Origin of the sequence: Pseudomonas gorinensis (assembly GCF_042015035.1) — a bacterium.
Classification (GTDB): Bacteria; Pseudomonadota; Gammaproteobacteria; order Pseudomonadales; family Pseudomonadaceae; genus Aquipseudomonas; species Aquipseudomonas gorinensis.
The window spans coordinates 4,169,404-4,194,376 of sequence record NZ_CP167125.1; the positions used below are offsets into that span (position 1 = coordinate 4,169,404).

Here is a 24,973-nt window from a genome sequence, read left to right on the forward strand (position 1 = left end):
ATATTCGCAGCGGCTGGGCGTGGTAAACCTGAGGAGAAACGCTATGAGCTACGCAATTATCGGCTTCGGCAAGCTCGGCCAAGCGCTTGCCAAGGCCTTTGCCCGAAGCGGCATCGACGTATCCGTTGCGACCACTCGCGCTCCGGAAAGCTTTGCATCCCTGGCTGCCGCGATCGGCCCCCAGATCACGCCCACAACGCTGGCGGAGGCCGTCAAGGCGGACATCCTCTTTTTGGCGGTCCGGTACGAGTCGCACGGGGATGTTGCACAGGCGCTGCCGACCTGGACGGGAAAGATCATCATCGACGTGACCAATGCTTACGGCGTGCCCCCAGAAACACTGGGAGGACAGCCCTCTTCCGAGGTCATCGCGCAGGCCTTCACGGGGGCCAGACTGGTTAAGGGTTTCAACCATCTGGTCGCTGCCGTCCTTGACCAGGATCCAGCGGTCCAGGGCGGCAGGCGAGTCGTGTTCCTGGCGAGCGACGATGACAGCGCGGCGGAAGAGGTTGCTGCGCTTGCGAACAATCTCGGTTTCTCGCCGCTGCGACTGGGCGGGCTTTCGGAAGGTGGCCTGCTGGTCCAGGCGCGCGGAAACAGCTGGGGGCCGCTGATCTTCAAGGACCTGGTCAAGTTCGACTGACGTATTGCGCGCGCACATGTCGGTACGAGCCGGCCTCGCGGATAAAGGCCAGCCTCTGACTGATTGAAGCGCGGTCCTGGCTCGATCGCTCGCCCCCTCTCAATTTCGATGCAGCAGCGTATTGGGCGCAACGCCGAATGCCTTGCGGAACGCATGGCTGAAATGGGAAAAATCAGAAAACCCGAAATCCAGTGCCGCCTGGGAAACACTGCGCACCTGGCCGCGTTCAATTGCTTCGCGGCTGGCGTTGAGGCGCTCCTTCCAAATCTCGGCCACGGGGGTCTTCTGATAGCGTGCGAAGGCGCGTGTAACGGTTCTGGTGGACACGTTGTGGGCCTGCGCGATGACTTCAATCGACAGGTCCGGCTCGGTCAGGTGCCGTTGAATGTACTTCATGATGCGACCGTAGAGGTCCAGTTCTTCATGGGTGGTCTTCAAGTCCTGCACTTCCAGGCTGATGACGAGAAGGTCGAGCAAAGCACTGGAATAACGGTTCGAGATGGCCTCATCCTGCAACGATGCCGGTGTACTTGCGGCCTGACGTAACATTTCCCGCAATGGGATTACGCCAGGACGCCGGTCGTCGAGGACCATTGCCGTGTAGTCCGCGATGCGCGGCAGACGTTCGACGAGCAAGCTCCGAGGAATACGGACCAGGTGGTTTTCGGTACCACCGAAGCTGAATCGAAACGCCTGAGTTGCGTCATAAAGAAACAAATTGCCCGACGCCAGATTGGCTTTCCGGCCGCCCTGTTCAATTTGACCATGGCCATTTCGAGAGAAACCCAACCACAGTTCTTCGGCCGGACCGCTGCGCAGGTGGCGCTCGGAACGCTCCCAATAATGCAGGGGCGATGACAATGAACAGATGTCCAGATCGCCTAAGGTATTGACGGCGAGCGCACCATCGAAACTGCTCTGGGACAAGGGTTTGCTATCGGCCGTCAGACAATGGCGGCAAACCACTTCCTTCCAATATTCAAAGCGACGGGGTGCGGCAACGGCAAGGGTCGAATACTGAGTGCTTGGGTTCATGGCACTGACCTCGGTACGGCAATGCAAAAGAGCTCGATGATGTGTAACTGTTTGTCACCGTTAGCAATTAACAGGCCAAGCACACGCAGGGACATCCCAAGGGCTTTACGACGAGGTTTGCATCGAGGTGGCGCCAGCCCGGGGTGGAGATTGAAGCGCCCGCCATCCCCATTGAGAGGCACAGGGCCTCACATTTTCGGCCTGGGTGCACCAACCCCGATCATGGCCCGGCAGTGCCAGCGTTGTCTTTTCCAACCAAACGGTTGTCCTGACGAACAAAGCGACCCATCGCCGTTCCGCCTAGTTTTCACCTCACAGCAGCTCATCCCCGCACTGATGAGGCACCCCATGCATCGACAACGTTCACACCCCTTGCCGGACGCTTCCTGGCCTTTGCACACGCGCGACCTCGTGCCTGAAGAGTCGGTGTACTGGTTGATCGAATGGGGGGCCATGAAGCTGCTGCACCGACAGCGGGAGACCCACCCTGCCACCGGGGCGTTGAATCCTACCCGCATGCCTGAATGAAAATAACGAGGAGCCCAAGATGGAATCTGCGATCGACACGCATCTCAAATGCCCACGCACCCTGTCTCGTCGCGTGCCCGAAGAGTATCAGCCACCCTTCCCAATGTGGGTCGCACGCGCTGACGAACAACTGCAGCAAGTGGTGATGGGTTATCTCGGCGTGCAGTATCGCGGCGAGGCACAACGCGAGGCCGCGCTGCAGGCCATGCGGCATATTGTGAGCAGCTTCAGCCTGCCGGATGGCCCGCAGACCCACGACCTGACCCACCACACCGACAGCAGCGGCTTCGATAATTTGATGGTCGTGGGTTACTGGAAAGACCCGGCCGCCCACTGCCGCTGGTTGCGTTCGGCCGAGGTCAACGATTGGTGGACCTCGCAGGACCGCCTCGGTGAAGGCCTTGGTTATTTTCGTGAGATCAGCGCGCCGCGGGCCGAGCAGTTTGAGACCCTCTACGCCTTCCAGGACAACCTGCCCGGTGTCGGCGCAGTCATGGACAGCACCAGTGGCGAAATCGAGGAGCACGGTTACTGGGGATCGATGCGCGACCGTTTCCCGATATCCCAGACAGACTGGATGAAGCCCACGAACGAGCTGCAAGTGGTCGCCGGTGACCCTGCCAAAGGTGGTCGGGTGGTGATCATGGGGCATGACAACATCGCCTTGATTCGTTCAGGCCAGGACTGGGCGGATGCCGAAGCTGAGGAGCGCTCCCTGTACCTCGACGAGATCCTGCCGACCTTGCAGGACGGCATGGACTTCCTGCGCGACAACGGCCAGCCCCTGGGCTGCTACAGCAACCGGTTCGTGCGCAATATCGACCTGGACGGCAACTTCCTCGACGTGAGCTACAACATCGGTCACTGGCGTTCGCTCGAGAAACTCGAACGCTGGGCGGAATCGCACCCTACCCACCTGCGTATTTTCGTGACGTTCTTTCGGGTGGCCGCGGGGTTGAAAAAGTTGCGGCTGTACCACGAGGTATCGGTCTCGGACGCCAAAAGCCAGGTATTCGAGTACATCAACTGTCATCCGCACACCGGCATGTTGCGGGATGCCGTTGTCGCGCCCACCTGACACTCAACGCTGACCCATCTGTCCTGGAGGGCGTCGCTCCTCCCTCCAGCCTGACGCCGGGTTCACCCCATTATTTTTTGGTCCCTCATCTCTAGCGCATGGGGTGGGGGCCACTTTTTGGCAGAGATTTGATCATGAAACCGAATCGAAGTGTGCTGGTGCTGGGAATGTTGCCGGGAGGTTTCGAACCGTTGCGCGCAGGGGCCAATGCCTCGCTTTTTTTATTATCGGCACGCGCAGCGATCTGATCTTTATCTTCTGAGTGCAGATGTCTTTTTCAACCAAATGAGTGTCCTGCTCAACCATGCAAATACGGCCATAGCGGCCTAATTTTATCTCCATTGCGACCCGGACTCAGTGGGTCCCACGGGCTCGAAACGGTTGTCGAACAATCCCGAGCCGGTGTGTCGATCATCGATCAAAAGACAGGAAAATCATGGCCATTACTCGCCCTACCCTCGACCAGGTTTTAGACATCGCGACCCAGTTGCACATGCAACTGACGCACGAACAGGCAGCGTCCTACCTGGAACTGATGCAACCGAGTTTCGACGCTTACGACCTGGTCGACGAACTGGCTGATTTCGTTCCGCCAATACGCTACGACCGCAGTTCAGGCTATCGCCCATCGGCCAAGGAAAACCCTCTGAACGCCTGGTACTACCGAACAGAAGTGAATGGTGCCCGCGAAGGCCTGCTGGCGGGCAAAACCGTCGCGCTCAAAGATAATATCTCCCTGGCAGGCGTCCCCATGATGAACGGCGCAGCGCCGTTGGAAGGCTTCGTCCCGGGGTTCGATGCCACGGTGGTCACCCGCTTGCTCGATGCGGGGGCGACCATTCTCGGCAAAGCCACCTGCGAGCACTACTGCCTTTCAGGAGGCAGCCACACCTCCGATCCAGCCCCGGTGCACAACCCACATCGTCACGGTTATGCCTCTGGCGGTTCCTCATCAGGCAGCGCGGCATTGGTTGCGGCCGGTGAGGTGGACATCGCCGTGGGCGGCGATCAAGGCGGCTCCATTCGGATCCCGTCGGCCTTCTGCGGTACCTACGGCATGAAGCCCACCCACGGCCTGGTGCCCTACACCGGCGTCATGGCGATTGAAGCCACGATCGATCATGTCGGCCCCATCACCGGTAACGTGCGCGACAACGCGCTGATGCTGCAGGCAATGGCCGGTGCAGACGGACTCGACCCGCGCCAGGCGGCGCCTCAGGTCGATGACTATTGCAGTTACCTGGAAAAAGGCGTGAGCGGACTCAGAATCGGGGTGCTGCAAGAGGGGTTCGCGCTTGCCAACCAGGACCCTCGCGTGGCGGACAAAGTGCGCGACGCCATCGCCCGACTCGACGCGTTGGGCGCTCATGTCGAGCCGGTCTCCATTCCCGAGCACAACCTGGCGGGGTTGTTGTGGCACCCCATCGGTTGCGAAGGCTTGACCATGCAGATGATGCATGGCAACGGCGCAGGCTTTAACTGGAAAGGACTTTACGATGTCGGCCTGCTGGACAAACAAGCCAGCTGGCGCGAGCACGCAGACCAATTATCCGCGTCGCTCAAGCTCTGCATGTTCGTCGGCCAATACGGCCTGTCGCGCTACAACGGACGCTACTACGCCAAGGCCCAGAACCTTGCACGCTTTGCCCGGCAGGGATACGACAAAGCGCTGCAAACCTATGACCTGCTGGTGATGCCGACCACGCCCATCACGGCCCAACCCCACCCGCCAGCGAACTGCTCGATTACGGAGTACGTGGCTCGCGCGTTGGAAATGATCGGCAATACCGCGCCACAGGACATCACCGGGCATCCGGCCATGTCGATTCCGTGCGGCCTGCTGGACGGCCTGCCCGTCGGGCTGATGCTGGTCGCAAAACACTACGCCGAGGGCACGATTTACCAAGCGGCGGCGGCGTTTGAAGCCTCGGTGGACTGGCGCACGCTCTGAGCCTTTTACAGGCGCTGTCACCCCATGAAGAACGATAAGAAAGACCGGCAAGTTGCAATGACTTTTCAACCGCGTTGACTGATAGGAGTTACCCCATGAGTACATCTATTTCCACGACTGCGACACCTTCGACACCCGGCGAGAGGGCATGGGCCTTGTTTCAAGTGCTCAAGAGCAAGGAACTCATCCCAGAGGGCTATGTCGAGCAGCTCACTCAATTGATGGCCCATGACTGGAGCCCGGAGAACGGCGCTCGCGTGGTCGCCAAGGCATGGGTCGATCCGCAGTTCCGGGCGCTGCTGCTCAAGGACGGAACAGCCGCTTGCGCGCAGTTCGGCTACACCGGCCCACAAGGCGAATACATCGTCGCCCTGGAAGATACACCGGGGGTGAAGAACGTCATTGTCTGCAGCCTGTGCTCCTGCACCAACTGGCCGGTCCTCGGCCTGCCGCCCGAGTGGTACAAGGGCTTTGAGTTTCGTGCGCGCCTGGTCCGGGAGGGGCGCACCGTCCTGCGCGAGCTGGGGACGGAGTTGCCGAGCGACACGGTCATCAAAGTCTGGGATACCAGCGCCGAAAGCCGTTACCTGGTGTTGCCGCAAAGGCCTGAAGGCTCTGAGCACATGAGTGAAGAACAGCTTCAACAGCTGGTGACCAAAGACGTGCTGATTGGCGTCGCCCTGCCACGTGTTGGCTGAGAAAAAACAACTCATCATCGTTCAACTTGCGGAGTTTTCATTATGGATGGCTTTCACGATCTCGGCGGTTTCCAAGGCTTTGGCAAAGTGCCGCACACCATCAACAGCCTCAGCTACAAACAGGTTTTCAAGCAGGACTGGGAACACCTGGCCTATAGCTTGATGTTTGTCGGCGTTGACCAATTGAAAAAGTTCAGCGTGGACGAAGTGCGTCACGCCGTCGAACGCCTGGACGTTCGCCAGCATGTCGGCACCCAGTACTACGAACGCTACATCATCGCGACCGCCACGCTGCTGGTGGAAACGGGCGTTATCACCCAGGCGGAGCTCGATCAGGCATTGGGTTCCCACTTCAAGCTGGCGAACCCCGCCCATGCGACAGGTCGCCCGGCGATCACCGGCAGGCCGCCCTTCGAAGTGGGCGATCGGGTTGTGGTTCGAGACGAATATGTGGCGGGGCATATCCGCATGCCGGCCTACGTGCGCGGTAAGGAAGGCGTGGTCCTGCACCGCACCTCAGAGCAGTGGCCCTTCCCCGACGCCATTGGCCACGGCGACTTGAGCGCAGCCCATCAGCCTACCTACCACGTCGAGTTTCGCGTGAAAGATCTATGGGGTGACGCGGCAGATGACGGTTACGTCGTGGTCGATCTTTTCGAAAGCTACTTGGATAAGGCCCCCGGTGCCCAAGCGGTGAACGCATGATTGAAGGCGCCCAGGCGGGCCGACTGCCGGTGACGGTCCTTTCCGGCTTCCTCGGCGCCGGCAAAACCACCCTGCTCAACGCTATCCTGCGCAATCGCCAAGGACTGCGGGTGGCAGTCATCGTCAACGACATGAGCGAAGTCAACCTCGATGCCGAATCGGTGCAGCGCGACGTCTCGCTGCACCGTGGCCGCGATGAGTTGATCGAGATGAGCAATGGCTGCATTTGCTGCACCCTGCGCGCCGACCTGCTGGAACAGATCAGTGACCTGGCACGTCAGCAGCGCTTCGATTACCTGCTTATCGAATCCACGGGGATCTCCGAGCCGATGCCGGTCGCGGAGACCTTCGCCTTCCTCGACACCGAAGGCTTCAGCCTCAGCGAGCTGGCACGCCTTGATACATTGGTGACGGTAGTCGATGGCAGCCAATTTCAGGCGCTGCTGGAATCGACGGATACCGTTGCCCGCGCCGACACCGAGGCGCACACGTCCACGCGTCACCTGGCGGATCTTCTGATCGAACAGGTGGAGTACGCCAACGTCATTCTGGTCAACAAGCGAGACCTGATCGACGAGCCCGGCTACCAGGCAGTGCACGCGATCCTCGCTGGCCTCAACCCGAGCGCGCGGATCATGCCGATGGCTCACGGGAACGTCGCGCTGTCCAGCCTCCTCGACACCCATCTGTTTGATTTACCCAGCCTCGCAGCCTCGCCGGGCTGGATGCGTAAAATGGAGGTTACCGATACGCCGGCCTCCGAGTCGGATACCTATGGCGTGACATCCTGGGTCTACCGGGAGCGCGCGCCTTTTCACCCCCAGCGCTTGCTCGAGTTTCTACAGAAGCCCTGGCACAACGGTCGCTTGTTGCGCAGCAAAGGTTACTTCTGGCTCGCCAGCCGCCACCTGGAAATCGGCCTGCTGGCGCAAAGCGGCAAGCAGTTCCAGTGGGATTATGTCGGGCGCTGGTGGAACTTCATCGAGCCATCGCAATGGCCGCGGGACGAATATCGGTTGCAGGGCATCATGGCCAAGTGGGACAGCGTTGTCGGCGACTGCCGACAGGAGCTGGTCTTCATCGGCCAGGGGCTCGACACCCGCGTCTTGCAGCGCGAACTCGACCATTGTTTGCTGAGTGCCCAGGAAATAGCCGCCGGCCCACTGGCCTGGCAGGCACTGCCGGCGGCGACGGCCTTTGACACCGAGGCCTTATCGGCACGCCCCACGCCCCCCATGGCGGTTCAACCGACTTGACCCGGTAGAGGTACACCATGCTCTTTTTTAGCCGTACCACCCGCTGGGTCTTGGCGCCGCTTGCCGACAGACTGGACCAGCCTGACCAGGCATGCACGCCGTTGTCGTCGAACAACCCTTTGTTGCGACGCATCCTGACCGGCGTCGAGCAACTGCTGCAAGAGCGCAGCGCCCTGAAAGAACAGGCACGCGCGCTGACACAGGAAGTCACCCAACTGGACGAGCGCGTGGCCTGCCGTGACGCGCTTTTGCGGCAATGGGAGGCTCGCTGGGCCCTGGTCAGCCACGGCGCAGGTGAACTGTTCTGGGAGCTGGAGGTGAATGGAACCGCTGCACCGTCACTGGCATGCGCAATGAGGTGGACGGGGTCTGCGTCGATCCTGGCTGCGGGCATTGATCAGCTTGGCCATTGGAACGAACAGCTCCATCCGGCCGACCGTCAACGCCATTTGGATACCCTCGCCAGGCACCTGGCCGATCGCAGCGGGCGTACGCCGTTTGTGTTGGACGTGCGAATACAGCCCCCATCGGGCGACGACTATCGCTGGTGCAGGATCAGCGGTGATTCACGCCGCGATGCGCAAGGCCTGCCTGTGGCGATGGGTGGCAGCCTGCGGGACATTCACCAACAACACCTGCAAGACGAGGTGCTGGAACTGGCGGCGACACGCTTCGACATCTCCCGGGAAATGCTCCATGACGGGCTCTGGGATATCGAGGTCGTGGCCGGCGACCCGGCGAACCCGAAAAATACCATCTGGTGGTCATCGCAAATGCGTCGGCTGCTGGGGTACACCACGGTCGAGGAGTTTCCCAATACATTGGAAAGCTGGACCTCGCGCCTGCACCCCGACGACAGCGAACGGGCTATCGCTGCGTTCGTCGCCCATGTCGACGACCGCAGCGGCAAAACACCGTTTGACGTGGATTATCGACTCAAGCACAACAACGGCACTTACCGCTGGTTTCGCGGCCGCGGCCAAACCCGGCGCGCGGACGATGGCTCCCCGCAAAGAGTCGTGGGCGCCATTACGGATATCCATGCCAGCCATGAAGAGCGTGCGCTGCGCGAGGCTCAGGAACAGCAACACCGCATGATGCAGGAAACCTTGAGCAAGCTGACGCAGATTGTCGCCACCATCCAGGGCATCGCCAGCCAGACCAACCTCCTGGCGCTGAACGCAGCCATTGAGGCGGCGCGCGCAGGCGAAGCCGGACGCGGCTTCGCAGTGGTCGCCGATGAAGTCCGCAAGTTGGCCACGCGAACCAGCCAGGCCACCCAGCAAGCAGCCGACATGATGGACGGCTAGCCCCATGAACACACCCCAGCCGGTGGCGACAGCCAGCCGTTGCCATGCCTGCATGTAGAGGCTGCTGGGGTTTTCGCAAGACCGATCCCCACAATAATAATCAGGTGTCGATATGCGCGATTATGAACACGTTGTTGAATCCTTCGATTATCTGCAGAGCGCCACCCAGGATTTGCATGGCGAACTTACTGCTTTGAACGCCTGCGTCGAATGCTGCGACCGGCATGCCCACGGCGAGGCCGTGGCGTTGTATTGCGAAGCGCAGGATGGCCATGCCGAGCGCTACAGGTTTCGCGACCTGCAACGCCAGGCGGCGCGCTTCGGCAATTTCTTGCGTGAACAAGGCGTCAAGCCGGGCGATCGCGTCGCCGGCCTGATGCCACGCACGGTTGAACTGTTGATTGCCATTTTGGGCACCTGGCGCATCGGCGCGGTCTACCAACCGCTGTTTACGGCCTTCGGCCCCAAGGCCATCGAACAACGCTTGAACTGCTCGAACGCCCGCTGGATCGTGACCGACCCGCACAACCGTCCGAAGCTGGACGACGTCACTGACTGCCCCAGCATCGTTGTGACCGGTGGCGCCCCACAGAACCCCGCTGATCACCACTTCTGGAGCGCACTGAACCGCCAGGCTGACGATTGCGCGCCGGTGCTGCTGGATGCCAGTGCGCCGTTCCTGTTGATGTGTACCTCTGGCACCACGGGGCCGGCCAAACCGCTGGAGGTGCCGTTAAGCGCGATTCTGGCCTTCAAGGGCTATATGCGTGATGCGATTGACTTGCGTGCGGACGACCACTTCTGGAACCTGGCTGACCCGGGTTGGGCCTATGGTTTGTATTACGCGGTGACCGGCCCGCTGGCTTGTGGGTATGCAACGCTGTTCTACGACGGCCCCTTCACGGTGGAAAGTACCCGTCACATCATTGCCAAGTACGCAATCAACAACCTGGCCGGTTCGCCCACCGCCTACCGCTTCCTGATCGCCGCGGGGGCCGAGTTCGCCGACGCCGTTCGTGGGCGCCTGCGGGCCGTCAGCAGCGCCGGAGAACCGCTCAACCCGCAAGTCGTGCGGTGGTTTGCCGAACAGCTTGGCGTGGTGATTCACGACCACTATGGGCAAACGGAAATCGGCATGGTGCTGTGCAATCACCACGGCTTGCGTCACCCGGTCCGCGAAGGCTCAGCGGGTTATGCGGTGCCCGGATACCGCATCGTCGTGTTGGATAAGGCACACCGGGAATTGCCAGCCGGCCAGCCGGGCGTACTGGCCGTTGATCGCGAGCGCTCGCCGTTGTGCTGGTTCGACGGCTACCTCGGCATGCCCACCCAGGCCTTTGCAGGGCGCTATTACCTGAGCGGCGATATTGTGGAGCTCAATGACGACGGCAGTATCAGCTTCGTCGGCCGCAATGATGACCTGATTACCACGTCCGGCTACCGCGTCGGACCGTTCGATGTGGAAAGCGCGCTGATCGAACACCCAGCGGTGGTCGAGGCGGCCGTGATCGGCAAACCCGATCCGCAACGCACCGAGTTGATAAAGGCGTTTGTCGTGCTGAACACACCCTACCGGCCAAGCCCTGAGTTGGCGGAGGAGCTGCGCCTGCATGTACGCCAGCGTCTAGCCGCACATGCTTATCCGCGGGAAATGGAGTTTGTCGACCATCTGCCCAAGACCCCAAGTGGCAAGTTGCAACGGTTCATTCTGCGCAACCAAGAGATTGCCAAGCAACAGGCGCTTGGTTAAGCCCCCTGATCGGTCAAGCTCAGCGCCGCGTCCTTGCATGATCGACACCCCGCCCCGGAGCCGCCATGGACCTCGCCCCCGTCGCCCTCCTCCTCCCCGCCGGCTTCGACCTGTGGGGTTATGGGCACTGGCGCGTCAGGACTTTCTGGTGGTGACAGGCAAGCCTGGTGGTGGGCTATATGAAATATCCTAGACGGTTGCTCCTGGCTGTTTTCAGGCTTTCGTACGGTCGAAAACCGGCCAGCGGTTGCCACTTGGCTGGATCCTTTCGTTTGATTAACGGATAGGGTTTATCCCGTCCTCGACAAGTGAAGAGAACGCTTGAACCGTAGGCTCGACTCTAGGAGTACACGGTACCGGGTGGCATTTTTATACCGCACAGTGTTCGGTAGAAAATACCATTTCCATATACCAAGCATTTATCGTGGGCTTGGGCTTTAAGCATTAACGCTCGCAATCTTTCGACAATCCGAACGGCTCGACGTCTGAATAACAGCGGTTTGATTGGCCGCTTTTCTTGCCCTGGATGTTGGATTTCACCGAGATACTCCTGCCAACTCTTTGGTTGCTGACAGAGCTGTGTTTCGAGATCGTTCAAAATTGCCAGTACGTCAGCTAGATCGTCATTTCTCAAGCGGAACGTTACATTCATTGATTCAATGCCTATCCCTGCATCTCTTTGTGCATATCGTTCAAAAGCAGGTGCTATAAGGGAAAAATATCCAAACGTATGAAAGCAGTCAGACCTAAAAGTAACTCGGTCTTCTGGGTCTAGCGGACCCAAATGCTCTGTTTTTTTCGATGCATATAAGCCGATTATATGACGCATGGTGACTGTACCAAACTACTGACATACTTATGGACGAAGGCAAGCTCACACTCCTGCGAGGACACAGCCTAGAAAGTTCTTGGCATCTATCGGCCACTTCCTCTGACCGTTTTCTGGCGGCTGTCACCGGCAGCTATGGGGTCCAGGTTGTGTGAACAATCTAAAGAGCATTAGACAAACAACCTCAGGTCTTTCACATTCCATCTAAAGCGGGTCAGGAAAAAGACATGCCTTCACGTTTGGCATCCAGCTACCCAAATATTCAACATGCATTGGACGCGATCATTCCAAGCAAAAAATTGGACGTGGCTACTCGTATTGTCCTATGGGCGGCGAGTGACGCCGGGCTAGATCCAGCCGAAATTATGGTCACGCTGTCAAAGCTAGATCCAGTGCTTTTCGACAACCTTTGTTCTGAAATGGAGGTGCAGTATTTCAGACTTTTCGAGCGCGGAGATGAGAGGCACCTATCGTTTTTCTGTAAGGCTCGAGCCTACAGCGCCGGCGCTTGGTTGGCTCGTGAGGCACCCTACGAAGCAATTTACGAGTCAATATTTGCCACAGAGAAACCACTTGTAATTGCTGATTTTTTGTAGGTAAAAATGGACCTAACCGGTTTCTGTAGCCATCCAGGTCAAAAAAAAAATGGAGCTGAGCCGTAAACTCCTTTGGCTTAGCATACGGGCTCCTTGCCTGGGACAAGAAAAAAGAGATCTGCATGCTCATACACGGGTAATGCTGAACAAACAGCTCGACATGTTCTTCGAGTGTTTGCGGCCACATCAGGTCCTTTTCAGAGCGAAGTACTTGAGTTGACCGGATGAGTTTGCGCGAGGCTTCCCGTTGCAAGCGTAGCGATTGCGTCGGTGTGGTCGCCTGATCGATAAGATCGGCATACCGGGTCAATTCGGATTCAAAGTCACCATTCACGGCAATGGCGATATCACGCGACGGCTTGAGCCGGTCGAAGCGCTTGCTCAGATCATTCCCCCATAAGCAACGGCAGTGATGCTTGAGCCAATACCCCCAGCTCAATCGGTTGCCTGCCGCCAATACTTCAGAACGACTACCGATGTCGAAATCGATCTTGATGACTTCGGTATGCCGATTTTCCAGCGTGCGCCTTTTCGACTCGAACATTTCGAGATCCTGCGACGTAGGAGTGCTCTGCAGAACAAGGGTTAGGTCAAGGTCAGAACCCCCCAGCACGGCGTCGCCTCTAGCGACGCTGCCATAAATATAAATCCCGTCCAGCAGAGGTTCCGAGCGAGTGAGCGTCATGCAAACGTCCACCAGTAAATCTTGAAACTGTGGCTGTATCTCGACGTTGGGCACGGTGAGGATATAACCGTCTGCATCGATGCCACGAGGATGGAGTCGTTCCATGAAGCCGTCCGTGAGTTGTGTTCAGAGAGGTACTTTAACAGGGCCAATAGTGACTGCTTCTGGCCCAGAGTGTGTAAAAACAGATGTTCAGCCGGCGTCAGGGGAGACAGGCATCCCGCTGAATGATTTGGAAAGTACCTCCGCGCGACGCTTGTGTTTCTAGGTGGAACTGGCGAAATGTCAGCTTGGGATCGTTTAGCCGAAATCTACATCTGATGCGAGCGCTGGGTACTCAACCTTCATTTCGGTAAGGCATTCATGCATGAGCCTCGCATCCTCAGGTAAGCGCTTGGATAGCATGTTCCACCCTGAAATTTTCAGGTGCTCGGGCATTTCCACTAGACCCGTTATCGCGTCCCAGAAAGCATCCCAATTACAGCCATACCACCCAGGAAAACCGAGCGCATCCTTCAAGACACAATGGAGTTCCTCAGAGCTTGACACCCCACTCAGGTCAATATTTACCATGTGCAATCGGCTCATCGTCATTACCTCAAAAAACTGTTAACCAGCGAACGCATGCCAGCGGCTGAATCAGAATGCTTTTACTATCATTTTTGGCGTGATCCATTCGGGGGTCGGTAATGAAGCGCTTTATTCAAGGTGAGCATCGCGGACAAAGCACTTTGCTTCCCGAAAGCCTTGACGACTACGTCAGCAACACAAATCCGGTGCGAGTAGTCGACGTTTTCGTCGACGAACTCGACCTAGTCAATCTAAGTTTTGAAGGCGTCATTCCAGCCGATACCGGCCGACCTACTTACCACCCCGCAATCTTGCTGAAAATCTACATCTACGGCTATCTCAACCGCATTCAATCGAGCCGGCGTCTTGAACGAGAAGCTCAACGCAACGTGGAGTTGATGTGGCTGACAGGGCGTTTGATGCCCGATTTCAAGACCATCGCGAATTTTCGAAAAGACAACAGCAAGGCTATCCGAGGCGTCTGTCGCCAGTTCGTAGTGCTATGTCAGCAGTTGGGATTATTCGGTGAAAATCTGGTTGCCATTGATGGCAGCAAGTTTAAAGCCGTCAACAACCGCGACCGAAATTTCACCAGTGCCAAACTGAAGCGGCGCATGGAAGAAATCGAATCGAGCATCAACCGTTACCTAACGGCACTTGATACTGCGGATCGGCAAGAGCCCACATCCTCTGAAGCCAAGACGGTGCGGCTGGAAGAGAAAATCGCCAAGCTCAAAGTGCAAATGAAGGAGCTTCAGGCGATTGAAATACGGCTCAACGACTCACCGGATAAACAGGTCTCACTGACCGATCCAGACGCGCGTTCAATGATGACGCGTGGTACAGGAATCGTTGGCTACAACGTGCAAACAGCAGTCGATGCTCAGCACCATTTGATCGTTGCTCATGAGGTGACCAATGTCGGTTCCGACCGTGATCAGCTCAGCTCAATGGCCAAGCAGGCGCGCGAGGCCATGGCATCAGATTCGCTTTCGGTGGTGGCCGACCGAGGCTATTTCAAAGGTGAGGAAATCCTGGCTTGTCACAACGCTGATATCACCGCGTATGTGCCCAAGCCAATGACCTCTGGAGCCAAAGCTGATGGGCGTTTTAACAACGATGCCTTTATCTATGACGCGGCGAAAAATCACTATGTATGTCCAGCTGGAGAAACGCTGATATGGCGTTTCTCCAGCGTCGAGAAAGGCATGAAGCTGCATCGTTATTGGAGTTCAAAGTGTCAAGGCTGCGCCTTGAAAACACAGTGCACACCGAGCAAGCAACGCCGTGTTCGGCGCTGGGAGCATGCGGCGATATTGGAAGAGATGCAGGTCCGGCTGAGCAACGCGCCGGACATGATGCGAGTCCGAAAGCGCACAGTTGAGCATCCCTTCGGGACGCTCAAACAGTGGATGGGCGCCACGCATTTTTTGACGCGAAGGCTGGAAGGCGTCAGTGCAGAAATGAGCTTGAACGTGCTCGCCTAAAACATGAAGCGCGTTATGAAAATCCTTGGCACCAGCAGCTTAATGAAGGCGTTGTCAGCCTGAAATGGTTGGCTTTGTTGCCCACCTGGCATCGTAGGGGCTTTATTGAAGCCTCCAAGACCCTAGTGACGACCCGCAGGGCTTACCCCGAGCGACTACATAGCAAAAACCGTCGGGGCTACGTGCCGACATTGCACTGGCCCGTTTTTACACACTCTGGGCCAGAAGCGGACATTGCCGTAGTTGAAGTTGACCGACCATGAATCCGTATTGCAGCATGGAATTGAAGTGTGGCACCGCTGTGCGCCCACTCTGTAAGCGCTACCTTCGCACCTAACCGGAAGAAGCTCATGATCATGGTGTTATCGAAGGTCGAACTCAAGGAACTGTCGATGAAAGCGGAAGCAGAGGGTTTAACGCTGAGTGATCTAGTCCCCATTTGCGAAAGGTTCGGCGTTGCACCGCATGATGTGCTGAACGGACTGTCCGTCGCGGTTGCGGAAGGCTATCTACAAGGATCTCTACCCTATGATTTTTGCGACGGCGTTATGAACGGGATCATAAATGCTGTGGTTGAAGTTGGCATGACTAACGATATGCCTCAGCCCGCTTTCTCGCTTTACCAGGCATTCGATCAAGGTGAATGGTTCCGCAGTAACGACACACCGGAAACTGACCCCAGTGAGAAATACACGAAGCATGTGGTCGAGGAAATAATGCGTACCCTTAGAGACTAGCTTTCATAGATCGGGAAGTTTCCGCTTTTCGGCTGGAAGGTAGTGGATCGAACGCCGCTTTTGGCCGATCTCTGCCTGTCGCGAGGGCCGTAATCGACCCAAAGCTGACCTTCAGGTGGGTAAATTTTTGTCACCTCGTGAATGGCATCCTCAAGGACTTCGCGATCCGAGCTAAAATTTTTATGCATTTTTCAGAAACAACGAGCGGTGGTTCGTTAATCATGTAAAGCAGGTGTTCGAACGCTACTCCAGCCTCGTTGTGATCGACATAATCCAGAACTATTTCACCACCATTCTCTAAACCTGCCTGAGCTAATGCATGGTCTTCCGGTACAGGGCCGAGCTGGTCGTATGCAATGGACATCAGCGTCGAGATTTCCTCAAGTGCCTCAACGAAATCGGCCCTCAAGTCGTTGTTAAGGTGGCTCATAACAAACATTCCTTCGATTATGGTGACCTGCGTTCCGTTCCCGTCTGGTCGATTGTTGCCCAAGACGTGGTCTTTGCGCACGCGCTTGAGAAGCTAAGGTCGACTGTCCGCTCTTGGGTCACGCTTTACCCATTTCCTCGTACGAAGCATCGACGAACGTGATGTGCTCATCCCAAGCAGCTTCAGCTAGATCCCGGATAATTTCAGCGAGCGTCTCAACATCTACCCCCTGAGCTTCGATGCAGGCCAAGCGTCCGGGCGACCAGTCGATGACGGAACACTGTGGATACTTCCCTAGCAGTGCGGACAGTGCTTCCTGAGGCGGCTCTTTGTGGGTATACATGAAGTCAAAGTACGGGGCACTGGCATTCTGAAGCGGGTACACCAAAGCCCAGGCATTTGATGGGCCGGGAAAGCAAATGTGGACGTTACGATGCACCCATTCCGGCCCACTGTGTTTGATGTGGCGAAGAACTTCGATGATCGAATGACAATCGGCTATTCGGATCATGCGATCAGGGTCAAACGTCCAGCCAGGTCCAGGCTGGGTTGCTGCGTTACTGGTCAGTGGTGCAGTCATTCTTGTTGTTCTCTTCATCGCATTACCTTAGGTTCGAACGTCTGCTCTTGGCCGACTGCAGCCCTTAGAGATAGGCAACCGGCCAAAAGCGGTCACTCCTACTGATCACATGCAATCGCTGGATAATTGGGAGTGTCATCGCCAAAACTTCCACCAAGGACGAACTCGTTCCTCATCCATCGTTGTGCTTGTCTGCCTGTAAACAGCAGTTGCGATCGCATGAGTCTGCGCCGCCATCTCATCCAACCAATCTTGAGGCCCGATCCAGTGATCGTGAACTACCTCCAGAAACTCTCAATCCAAAGGCAGCTCGGAGGCATCGCCAACGACCGTACTGAAAGCCTCGCATTTTGGACACCATGCCGTGGTCTCAGTAAACCGTGTCACATCAGAAGCAGGAAATACCGCATAGCAACCAAAGCAAGCGCAATGGTTGCTGGCGAGGATTTCTGCCTGATTGCGGTTCGCATGATCATGCGCGCTGTAAGTGTCGGGCATTCATACCTCCATCGCAGTGCGCCAGATTAGTTGAGCGGCGATCACAAGGCAGTCAGGCGATTAAGCTGCTCTGCCGAAGGAAATCCTAGTGTCCGATAGCGAGGTGGATAGCCAGTTTCTGTAGTCAGCAGATCGCCAAGCTCGGATTCAAACTCGCTCCATAGAACGGTTTTGACTGTAGGTTCCCCACCCTCAACGGGTTCAACCAACACGATGCGATCACTCTTGGGCAATAGGGTCGGCACACCTTTTGTCCAAGCGCTCATCGATACGGTTTTGCCGTTCTGGTCAGACAGCTCGTAGAGAAGGTACGAGGCAACAAACACATCGACGCTCGTTTCCAGATTGACCTTATCGAGCAACTCTTTCTGATTACTGTAGCTACCCTGGAGCAGCAAATGTTCCAGCGTGGCCAGACGGTTATTGACCCCTTCATCATCAGGGTGAAATGGGACGATATCGCGCCCGTCATAGGTATAAATGTCGGTGGAGACTGCCCTGCCCCTCTCAAGCGCTTTGAAGCTAAGCTCGACCATCTGACGGATGCCTTGCTCGTCCTTGTCGCCCGTGACCATCAAGACGTCACGGCTGGGGATCATGAATACCGGTCGACCTTTAACGGGTGCGCGCTGTAGAACATCTGGCAACAAGACTCTGCTGGTGTCGTATCCGTCCGCCCACTGCGCGGCGTAGAGCCCAGGGATGATCTCACCGAAGGCCTCGTGCGTAGCATCGCGCAAGTTCTCAATGGAGATCGCCACTGCCTCATCCATTGTGACACCCCACTGCGCTTCAGGGCCTCTCGTAAGGGTGGCGGTGGACTCGGGAGAGTCGACGGCAAGCATAATCACACAGTCGCGGCCCAAGGACTGATAAACGACATCGTGCGGCTTGTCGCCACCATTTCTGGCGTGCTCCAGTCGAACTTCCTCAAGCATGGCAAGATTTCGAATCACCGGACGTAATTGTGCTTTCACGTTTTCAAAGACCGTCCCGGTTCTCTGGCCAGACTCCAACAGAGTCGATACGTACCCATTCAGAATTGCGGCCTTCTGGGTCTTGTCTCCATTTTGATAGTCGCGAAAGGCGTTATGAAGATTGAAGTACGAGCCATTGTTATGACGGATGCGAAACTCGCTAGCCTGAAAGTCCATGGCCTCGCTGTAGCCAGCCTTGCGGGCTGACTCGATAAATTTTTTGGCAAATCCTTCCTGAGTCAGAGGACGACTGAAGATTTTGTCGAGCAGGGATTGGAGCATGCACAGGATCCTTCGTGTCAGCAGGTATTTGTAAACAGGGTGGGTTGGACGCGGCTAAACGTGTCCACAGCTTGAACGGCTGCTCTCTATATCGACAGGTATAAGATGAAAAATAGGGTCGCACACCTGGAGCTAGGTTCATGAACCCTAGAACCCTGGACGGGCGTTATTTTGTTGTAAATGGCCGGCTGTGGCGCTGCTCAAACCCCGCTGGCAAAATCGACCAATCAGACGTTCATGTCGATGAATCCGCCAGCCCCTCTCATGCTCGGCCAGCCGGCATGGATATCCCGCAAGTGGGGCAGTCAACGCCATTGCTCGCCATTTGCATAACCTCCTCGCCGCACGTTGGGCAAACCTCCCCCGCCATCTCGCATGGAGATCCGAGAATGAACTCGTCCCCCATAACCGGGAGCCATTTCTCACAGCAACGCGGCTCGCGATGAAACGGCAACAGCCCCTAGCGCAGCGCATGCTCACAATTAGCGCGCCCTAGCTCATCCCCATACAAAATACCTGTACAGAAATTACGCCACGCATTTTTACAGCGCTCGCAGGATTCTATCGGCCCAAAGATGGCCTTGGGCTGTATCGCCGCCAAACAGTCATCAGCCCGATAGCCAGGCCTCTATTTCCCGCGCCTGCCAGAAATCGGAGGTTACTGACCGTTCATCGGGATTGAGTGATGCCATGACGACATCACACCAATATAGTTGTACAAGACTTGTACAAACACTAAAATCTGTACAAGTTTCGACTAGCCAGAAAATAACACCGCTACTGGTTGCCGTCGGACAAAAGAATACCTGCGCAGGATGCGGACCAAGGGCGAATACATACGCTTGCAGGTGTCCCTAAACCGCTCCTCCCACTACGCAGGTACATCATGCCATCGCACACTCCCCGGCTCTCTACACGGACCAGTCTTTATGCCGGCTATGCCAGCCTGCTCGCGTTTATGCTGCTGATCGCCGCTATCTCGCTGTACGCCCTGGCTAACAGCAATAAGGACTTTTTTCTCTACGTTAATGGCATTGATGCGCGCGCCCGCCTCGCCAACACACTGAACGACGCCGCCGCCCAGCGCGCGATTGCCCTGCGTAACATCGCCTTGAACAGCAATGTCACCGCGAGAGGACAGCAGCGAGGCGCAATTGCCATCAACGAACAAATGGTGGCCGGCAGCCTCGCCGCGCTACGCCAGGCAATTGATAGCCATGATGATGTGTCGCCCAAGGCACGTGAACTGTTCTCAACCATCGAGCAGGTCGAGAGCCGCTACAAACCGGTAGCACACACCATTGCCGAACACCTGTTCAAGGGTGAAAACGACGAGGCCCTGCGCATGGTCAGTGAGCAGTGCACACCCTTACTGGCCGAGCTGACCCAGGCAATTGGCGAATTCCTGCGCTACACCAACCAGAAGGCAGACCAGCAGGTCAGCGAAAATGACGCAGACTATCTGTCACAACGCAACCTGCTGCTCGCCATTACTGCGCTGGCCGTCTTACTAGCCGCGGTACTGGGCTACGTCATCAGCCGCAACCTGCTGCGCGCGCTGGGTGCCGAACCGAGTGAACTCAACCAGCTCGCCCAACGAGTTGCCCAGGGCGATTTGCGCGCTAGCGAGCGCACGATTGAGCCACCACAAGCCAGCATCATGGCCGCCCTGCTGAGCATGCAGGAGAACCTGCGGGACATGACCAAGGGCATAAACCTGTCCTCACAGAGCGTGGCCGAATCCAGCCAGGAACTTAGCCAATCGAGCCTGAGAAACGCCGAGAGCGTGGCCATGGCACAGTGCGAGGTCGAGCAGATCGTCACCGCCGTTCACCAAATGGCCGCCACCGTGCAGGATGTCGCGCGCAATGCCGAATCCGCCGCCAGTGCCGCCAGCGATGCCGATAGCGCGGCCCTGTACAGCCAGCAGAAGGCCAAAGATGCCGTCAACATGATCGGCGAGCTGGCCGAGACAATCGAACAGTCCAACATCGCCATGGGCCGGCTGAAGAATGAAACCGGCAATATCGGCGGCGTGCTTGAGGTGATCAAGTCGGTGGCCGACCAGACCAACCTGCTGGCCCTCAACGCAGCCATCGAAGCTGCACGTGCTGGCGAGGCTGGACGCGGCTTCGCGGTGGTAGCCGACGAGGTCCGCAGCCTGGCACAGCGTACCCAGAAGGCCACCTCAGAGATTGAGGGGCTGATCGCCAGTCTGCAGAAAATTGCCGACGAGACCTCGCAGCATATGCAACGCTGCAAACGCTCCAGTGCGCAGTCGGTGTCCGGCGTTTCCGAGGCCGGTGACGCGGTAAGCACGATCGTAACCATGATCGAGCGGATCAACGGCATGAACCACCAAATCGCCGCGGCCGCCGAGCAGCAGAGTACCGTTGCCGAGCAGATCAGCCGGGGCATCGTGACCGTCAGCGAAAGCGCCGAGCAATCCGCTGCCGCCTTCCGCAGCGCTCAGCAGGAAAGCGAAGGATTGGCACGCACCAGCGTGACATTGCGAGAGAACATCTCGCGCTTTCAGCTCTAGGGTCTGTTGCCATTTCATCGCGAGCCGCGTTGCTGCGAGAAATGGCCCCTGGTTAGTCGCAGGACACAGGTATCGTCGTGCCAACGACCAGGCGAACCGGTCTTCCCATCCACAGTTGCGTATCAGCGCAGTGCGAGCTGATCAGATGACTCCTGCGTCGAACCATTCACCGCAGACCGATAGCGTAGTTTGTTCTACCTGGGCATCAGACAATGCTTCAAAACGGGCACGATGCTCTCGGACGGGATTCAAGACGACTTGAAGAAAAACCGGCCGCTCCGTTCCAAACATGCTTTCTTCTCGAGGTGTTTGCTAACGTCAAATGTTGTTGAAGCCTTCCCCCCAGTATTGCCCAAGCTTTTTACAGAGCTTGAAGGGGGGCTGACCGATGATCCATCCCGCAAAAAAGCCAGGCGTGTTGGCCGTACACACATTGTCCAACCGCCCCCAACCCCCTTATCCTCGCCCCTCCCCGTCCGCTCAAACCCGGAGCCGCCATGGACCTCGCCACCCTCGCCCTCTTCCTCCCCGCCTGCTTCGCCCTGAACATGGCGCCTGGCCCGAATAACCTGTTGTCCGTAAGCAACTCCACGCGCTACGGCTACCGCACATCCTGCCTGGCAGGCATTGGCCGCTTGCTCGCCTTCGCCGGTATGATCGCCCTTGCCTCAGCCGGCCTCGCGGTAGTGTTGCAAACCTCTGAGTTGTTGTTCTACGGGATCAAGATTCTGGGCGCGGCGTATCTGTTTTATCTGGCGTTTCAACTGTGGGGTGCGAATCCACAGGCGCACGCGGAGTCAGCAACTCCCAAGGTCAGCCTGTGGGCACTGGCGCGTCAGGAGTTCCTGGTGGCGGCAGGCAACCCCAAAGCCATCCTGATCTTCACCGCCTTCCTCCCCCAGTTCGTGGTACCGGGCCAGCCGATCACGCCGCAGTTCGCTGTACTGGGCGCGCTGTTCCTGGCGCTGGAATGGATCGCGATCAGCGTCTATGCCTATATGGGCCTGCATATGCGCCGCTGGTTTGCCGAGCCGCGGGGCAAGCGTGTCTTCAATCGCTGCTGTGCGGGGTTGTTGTCGGCAGCGGCAACGGTGTTGTTGATGGCGCGACGGGCTTGACGGAGGGTTCGAAATGAATGAGATGGACAGAAATGCGCTGGCCAGTCTTTACCGCGAATACATCCACTGCCTCAACCAGCAGGACTGGGAACGCTTGCCCAATCTGCTGCACCAGGACGTGACCTACAATGGCCGCCTCGTGGGCGTCGCCGGTTACCGCGCCATGCTCGAACGGGACTTTCGCGAAATTCCCGACCTGGTCTTCCACATCCAGTTGCTGGTCGCCGACCCGCCCACCCTCGCCAGCCGGTTGAATTTCAACGTCACGCCCAAGGGTGAGTTCTTCGGCTTGCCGATCAACGGTCGGAAGGTCGCGTTCTCCGAAAATGTCTTTTATGAATACGTCGACGGCAAGATCGCCCACGTCTGGTCGGTGATTGATAAGGCCGCGATCGAACGCCAGCTGTAAGGGCTGTGCCGGGCCGACAAGCGCGACTGCCGCGCCTCAGCCCATTGTCTAGACTCCACACACCCATCCACCGTGGAGCCCTGAGATGACGCATAAAAACACCCTCTGCCTCTGGTACAACGGCACCGCTGAGGAGGCCGCGAATTTCTATGCCAAGACCTTCCCGGACAGCCGGGTCAATGCCATCCACCGCGCGCCTGGCGATTACCCTGCGGGTAAACAGGGCGACGTCCTGACCGTCGATTTCACTGTCATGGGCATCCCGTGTATCGGCCTGAACGGCGGCCCGGCGTTCCCGCACACCGAGGCATTTTCGTTTCAGGTGGCCACCGATGACCAGGCCGAAACCGATCGCCTGTGGCAGGCCATTATCGACAACGGCGGCCAGCCGAGTGCCTGCGGGTGGTGCAAGGACAAGTGGGGGTTGTCGTGGCAGATCACCCCGCGCGTGCTGTCGGCCGCCGTGACCCATTCGGACCCGGCAACGGCCAAGCGCGCCTTCGAGGCGATGATGAGCATGACCAAGATCGACATCGCCACGATTGAGGCCGCAATCGCCAATCGCTGAACACACCCGGCAGCGCCTTGGGGCACTCTACGGCCCAAAGGCCGCTGCACAGGCGTTGTACAGAGCGCGCCACGCTGACTAGACTTTGCCCCCGCCACACCCTGCACGCTAAAGATTCGGCGCCACTTGCCGTCATCCTTACATCCCTGAATGGACTCAAAGAGGCTCCTGTGCGCTTTTTCTCTACCCTTTTGTTAGTGGGCGGCCTTGCCACCCTGTCCGGCTGCGCCACCCAGGCCAGCAAAGTCGACCAGATGCTCGCCGACACCCTCGCCCAGCCGCTGGTGGAAAACAGCATCGTGCGCGAAGGCGATCTGCTCAGTTTCGAGCTGCTGATGCCGCTGTCGACGCCGGGTGCACGCCGCACCATGCAGTTCGAGGCCGCGTGTTCTTCGCCGCAACTGTCCTTGCTGTACCTCGACGGTTCGCAGCGGGTCTACCCACTCAAGGCCGGGCGCTACACCGAAGCCCGCAAATTGTCAGCCGACCTGCACGCGAAGCTGGCCGCCAACCCGACCTTCGTGCGCGCGTGCGCCCAGACCCCCAAGCCAGACTGGCGCCTGGTCAAGACGGATGAACGTGGCAATTGGGTACTGATTGACGCCGCGAGCATCAAGACCGTGGAGGGCGAAGTCCGCTTCTGGGCGGCTTTCGATAACCCAACGGTGCTCAACGACCTGCCCTACGACGCGCCTTACGCGCAAAAGCGCGAGCACTTTGCCGTGTCCTGCGCTAACGGCACCTACAAGGAGCTGGCCGGCTATGACCTGGATGCACGCAATCGGGTCAGTGACGGCCGGGTCGACAGTTTCCCGACGCCACGCAACATTGTCGGCAGCGATACCGACTATGAATTGCTGTTCAACAGCGTCTGCGCCACCCCCGAGAAGATCGCCGCGCTGCCACTGTTCAAGCCGCGCCTGAAGGCCCCGGCGACCATCGCCTTGGGCTCGGTACAGCCACCGGTGCTGGCGGCACTGGCGCAATTTGACCAGGACAAACCGACCCGCAGCCTGAAGTACGTGCACTTCACGGGCACCTCGACCATGAAAGGCAAGACCAGTAACTCGACCAGTGAGCAGTTCATCAGCCGCGACGCCGCCAGCGGCCAGCTGTCGATCGCCCTGCGTGGCGAAGGCTACGAATCCCAATCGGTAAGCTGGCGAAACCTGATCGACCTGGTGTCCAAGAGCACCTTCGGCGGCAGCATGGCCGAAAGCACGACGACGACCCAGCTGAGTTTCACCGGTAACTGGAAAGCCCTGCCGGTGGGCGACACCTTGGTCTACCAAAGCACCCGTTCGACCCTCAACAGTGTGATTGGCAACTACGACAAACAGACCATCACGCGCTGCGTGGTCGAGCGCCAATTGCCGGCCAGTGAACTCAACCCCAACCTGCTGGGCAGCGCCAAGGCCCTGTCGTGCCGCAACGACAACGACAAATACAACCGGGTTAACCACCTGTTCTACCTGACGGACTATGCGTACTTCCTGGAGTCGAGCACGGACAAGAATGAGTTTTTCTACTCCGATACACGCATCGATAAATTCGAGTAACCGTCCACAAGGTGAAAAACACCTTCAATCAGGTTGACACATTTGCTCACACACCCTGAAGATGGAGGCCTTCTTCAGGGTGTGCCCGCTCATGTGCGCAACGTCGCTGGTTAACTTTTCCGTCATTGGCTTGATTGCCAAGGCGCAAGGTT

At 57.8% G+C, this 24,973-nt stretch carries 21 protein-coding genes and 3 pseudogenes; 17 read left to right on the forward strand and 7 right to left on the reverse strand.

All coding sequences use genetic code 11. The features are described from left to right. Positions 1-19: 19 nt before the first annotated feature. Positions 20-643 (forward strand): NADPH-dependent F420 reductase, encoded by a 624-nt coding sequence (locus AB7933_RS18970; protein ID WP_371128918.1) that lies wholly within the window; start codon positions 20-22, stop codon positions 641-643. A 99-nt stretch (positions 644-742) separates the two neighbouring features. Here the strand turns inward: AB7933_RS18970 and AB7933_RS18975 are convergent, their stop codons facing one another. Further along, positions 743-1,678 (reverse strand): helix-turn-helix domain-containing protein, encoded by a 936-nt coding sequence (locus tag AB7933_RS18975; protein WP_024075759.1) that lies wholly within the window; start codon positions 1,676-1,678, stop codon positions 743-745. Positions 1,679-2,026: 348 nt separating this feature from the next. Between AB7933_RS18975 and AB7933_RS18980 the strand changes: the two genes are divergently transcribed. The 9 genes and pseudogenes from AB7933_RS18980 (at position 2,027) to AB7933_RS19020 (ending at position 10,954) form a co-directional block, all read left to right on the forward strand. After that, positions 2,027-2,206, forward strand: coding sequence for a hypothetical protein (locus AB7933_RS18980; protein WP_081329218.1), 180 nt, complete (start codon positions 2,027-2,029; stop codon positions 2,204-2,206). 19 nt (positions 2,207-2,225) lie between these two features. Continuing rightward, positions 2,226-3,284, forward strand: coding sequence for a phenylacetaldoxime dehydratase family protein (locus AB7933_RS18985; RefSeq protein WP_024075760.1), 1,059 nt, complete (start codon positions 2,226-2,228; stop codon positions 3,282-3,284). A gap of 436 nt (positions 3,285-3,720) precedes the next feature. Continuing rightward, positions 3,721-5,235, forward strand: coding sequence for an amidase (locus AB7933_RS18990; protein WP_024075761.1), 1,515 nt, complete (start codon positions 3,721-3,723; stop codon positions 5,233-5,235). Between the two features lie 95 nt (positions 5,236-5,330). Then, positions 5,331-5,933, forward strand: a complete 603-nt coding sequence (gene nthA, locus AB7933_RS18995) for a nitrile hydratase subunit alpha (RefSeq protein WP_024075762.1) — start codon at positions 5,331-5,333, stop codon at positions 5,931-5,933. 42 nt (positions 5,934-5,975) lie between these two features. Next, positions 5,976-6,638, forward strand: a complete 663-nt coding sequence (gene nthB / locus AB7933_RS19000) for a nitrile hydratase subunit beta (RefSeq protein WP_024075763.1) — start codon at positions 5,976-5,978, stop codon at positions 6,636-6,638. Next, entirely contained in the window at positions 6,635-7,894 is a 1,260-nt protein-coding gene (locus AB7933_RS19005) for a GTP-binding protein (RefSeq protein ID WP_024075764.1), read from the forward strand. The genes nthB and AB7933_RS19005 overlap by 4 nt, the downstream gene beginning before the upstream one ends. Before the next feature lie 353 nt (positions 7,895-8,247). After that, positions 8,248-8,910: pseudogene (locus AB7933_RS19010) on the forward strand (PAS domain-containing protein); the annotation flags it as partial. A gap of 30 nt (positions 8,911-8,940) precedes the next feature. Beyond that, a pseudogene (locus AB7933_RS19015) lies at positions 8,941-9,180 on the forward strand (methyl-accepting chemotaxis protein); the annotation flags it as partial. Positions 9,181-9,316: 136 nt separating this feature from the next. Next, the gene (locus AB7933_RS19020) at positions 9,317-10,954 is read left to right on the forward strand and encodes an AMP-binding protein (protein ID WP_024075766.1); all 1,638 of its coding nucleotides are present in this window, start codon (positions 9,317-9,319) and stop codon (positions 10,952-10,954) included. 1,264 nt (positions 10,955-12,218) lie between these two features. Here the strand turns inward: AB7933_RS19020 and AB7933_RS19025 are convergent. Both AB7933_RS19025 and AB7933_RS19030 read right to left on the reverse strand, forming a co-directional pair. Next, a complete protein-coding gene (locus tag AB7933_RS19025) occupies positions 12,219-13,169 on the reverse strand; it encodes a nucleotidyltransferase domain-containing protein (protein ID WP_370694613.1) in 951 nt (316 codons plus the stop codon). Between the two features lie 195 nt (positions 13,170-13,364). Then, positions 13,365-13,652, reverse strand: coding sequence for a barstar family protein (locus AB7933_RS19030; RefSeq protein WP_024075769.1), 288 nt, complete (start codon positions 13,650-13,652; stop codon positions 13,365-13,367). 101 nt (positions 13,653-13,753) lie between these two features. Here AB7933_RS19030 and AB7933_RS19035 point away from each other — a divergent pair. Together AB7933_RS19035 and AB7933_RS19040 are read left to right on the forward strand one after the other, a co-directional pair. Continuing rightward, positions 13,754-15,184: pseudogene (locus AB7933_RS19035) on the forward strand (IS1182 family transposase). 287 nt (positions 15,185-15,471) lie between these two features. Further along, positions 15,472-15,858, forward strand: a complete 387-nt coding sequence (locus tag AB7933_RS19040; protein WP_024075771.1) for a hypothetical protein — start codon at positions 15,472-15,474, stop codon at positions 15,856-15,858. A 130-nt stretch (positions 15,859-15,988) separates the two neighbouring features. Here the strand turns inward: AB7933_RS19040 and AB7933_RS19045 are convergent, their stop codons facing one another. The 4 genes from AB7933_RS19045 to AB7933_RS19060 all read right to left on the reverse strand — a co-directional run bounded on the left by AB7933_RS19045 (position 15,989) and on the right by AB7933_RS19060 (position 18,625). After that, a complete protein-coding gene (locus tag AB7933_RS19045; RefSeq protein WP_041160952.1) occupies positions 15,989-16,288 on the reverse strand; it encodes a MafI family immunity protein in 300 nt (99 codons plus the stop codon). A gap of 118 nt (positions 16,289-16,406) precedes the next feature. Further along, a complete protein-coding gene (locus AB7933_RS19050) occupies positions 16,407-16,868 on the reverse strand; it encodes a hypothetical protein (RefSeq protein WP_024075773.1) in 462 nt (153 codons plus the stop codon). Positions 16,869-17,162: 294 nt separating this feature from the next. Continuing rightward, positions 17,163-17,366, reverse strand: coding sequence for a cytoplasmic protein (locus AB7933_RS19055; RefSeq protein ID WP_143036941.1), 204 nt, complete (start codon positions 17,364-17,366; stop codon positions 17,163-17,165). Positions 17,367-17,407: 41 nt separating this feature from the next. Next, positions 17,408-18,625: a DUF1444 family protein gene (locus AB7933_RS19060; RefSeq protein WP_024075774.1), complete on the reverse strand. Its 1,218-nt coding sequence runs from the start codon at positions 18,623-18,625 to the stop codon at positions 17,408-17,410. 886 nt (positions 18,626-19,511) lie between these two features. Between AB7933_RS19060 and AB7933_RS19065 the strand changes: the two genes are divergently transcribed. The 5 genes from AB7933_RS19065 (at position 19,512) to AB7933_RS19085 (ending at position 24,821) form a co-directional block, all read left to right on the forward strand. Next, positions 19,512-21,167, forward strand: coding sequence for a methyl-accepting chemotaxis protein (locus tag AB7933_RS19065; RefSeq protein ID WP_024075775.1), 1,656 nt, complete (start codon positions 19,512-19,514; stop codon positions 21,165-21,167). Positions 21,168-21,664: 497 nt separating this feature from the next. Further along, positions 21,665-22,285 (forward strand): LysE family translocator, encoded by a 621-nt coding sequence (locus AB7933_RS19070; RefSeq protein ID WP_024075776.1) that lies wholly within the window; start codon positions 21,665-21,667, stop codon positions 22,283-22,285. 22 nt (positions 22,286-22,307) lie between these two features. Further along, positions 22,308-22,694, forward strand: coding sequence for an ester cyclase (locus AB7933_RS19075; protein WP_093235662.1), 387 nt, complete (start codon positions 22,308-22,310; stop codon positions 22,692-22,694). Between the two features lie 85 nt (positions 22,695-22,779). Further along, positions 22,780-23,262: a VOC family protein gene (locus AB7933_RS19080; RefSeq protein WP_024075778.1), complete on the forward strand. Its 483-nt coding sequence runs from the start codon at positions 22,780-22,782 to the stop codon at positions 23,260-23,262. A 170-nt stretch (positions 23,263-23,432) separates the two neighbouring features. Continuing rightward, positions 23,433-24,821: a hypothetical protein gene (locus AB7933_RS19085; RefSeq protein ID WP_024075779.1), complete on the forward strand. Its 1,389-nt coding sequence runs from the start codon at positions 23,433-23,435 to the stop codon at positions 24,819-24,821. The last annotated feature ends 152 nt before the right edge of the window (positions 24,822-24,973 follow it).

Coding starts and splice junctions, on each gene's coding strand:
- AB7933_RS18975 (WP_024075759.1), bottom strand. CDS start 1,678: ATGAACCCAAGCACTCAGTATTCGACCCTTGCCGTTGCCGCACCCCGT.
- AB7933_RS18980 (WP_081329218.1), top strand. CDS start 2,027: ATGCATCGACAACGTTCACACCCCTTGCCGGACGCTTCCTGGCCTTTG.
- AB7933_RS18985 (WP_024075760.1), top strand. CDS start 2,226: ATGGAATCTGCGATCGACACGCATCTCAAATGCCCACGCACCCTGTCT.
- AB7933_RS18990 (WP_024075761.1), top strand. CDS start 3,721: ATGGCCATTACTCGCCCTACCCTCGACCAGGTTTTAGACATCGCGACC.
- nthA (WP_024075762.1), top strand. CDS start 5,331: ATGAGTACATCTATTTCCACGACTGCGACACCTTCGACACCCGGCGAG.
- nthB (WP_024075763.1), top strand. CDS start 5,976: ATGGATGGCTTTCACGATCTCGGCGGTTTCCAAGGCTTTGGCAAAGTG.
- AB7933_RS19005 (WP_024075764.1), top strand. CDS start 6,635: ATGATTGAAGGCGCCCAGGCGGGCCGACTGCCGGTGACGGTCCTTTCC.
- AB7933_RS19020 (WP_024075766.1), top strand. CDS start 9,317: ATGCGCGATTATGAACACGTTGTTGAATCCTTCGATTATCTGCAGAGC.
- AB7933_RS19025 (WP_370694613.1), bottom strand. CDS start 13,169: ATGGAACGACTCCATCCTCGTGGCATCGATGCAGACGGTTATATCCTC.
- AB7933_RS19030 (WP_024075769.1), bottom strand. CDS start 13,652: ATGAGCCGATTGCACATGGTAAATATTGACCTGAGTGGGGTGTCAAGC.
- AB7933_RS19040 (WP_024075771.1), top strand. CDS start 15,472: ATGATCATGGTGTTATCGAAGGTCGAACTCAAGGAACTGTCGATGAAA.
- AB7933_RS19045 (WP_041160952.1), bottom strand. CDS start 16,288: ATGAGCCACCTTAACAACGACTTGAGGGCCGATTTCGTTGAGGCACTT.
- AB7933_RS19050 (WP_024075773.1), bottom strand. CDS start 16,868: ATGACTGCACCACTGACCAGTAACGCAGCAACCCAGCCTGGACCTGGC.
- AB7933_RS19055 (WP_143036941.1), bottom strand. CDS start 17,366: ATGCCCGACACTTACAGCGCGCATGATCATGCGAACCGCAATCAGGCA.
- AB7933_RS19060 (WP_024075774.1), bottom strand. CDS start 18,625: ATGCTCCAATCCCTGCTCGACAAAATCTTCAGTCGTCCTCTGACTCAG.
- AB7933_RS19065 (WP_024075775.1), top strand. CDS start 19,512: ATGCCATCGCACACTCCCCGGCTCTCTACACGGACCAGTCTTTATGCC.
- AB7933_RS19070 (WP_024075776.1), top strand. CDS start 21,665: ATGGACCTCGCCACCCTCGCCCTCTTCCTCCCCGCCTGCTTCGCCCTG.
- AB7933_RS19075 (WP_093235662.1), top strand. CDS start 22,308: ATGGACAGAAATGCGCTGGCCAGTCTTTACCGCGAATACATCCACTGC.
- AB7933_RS19080 (WP_024075778.1), top strand. CDS start 22,780: ATGACGCATAAAAACACCCTCTGCCTCTGGTACAACGGCACCGCTGAG.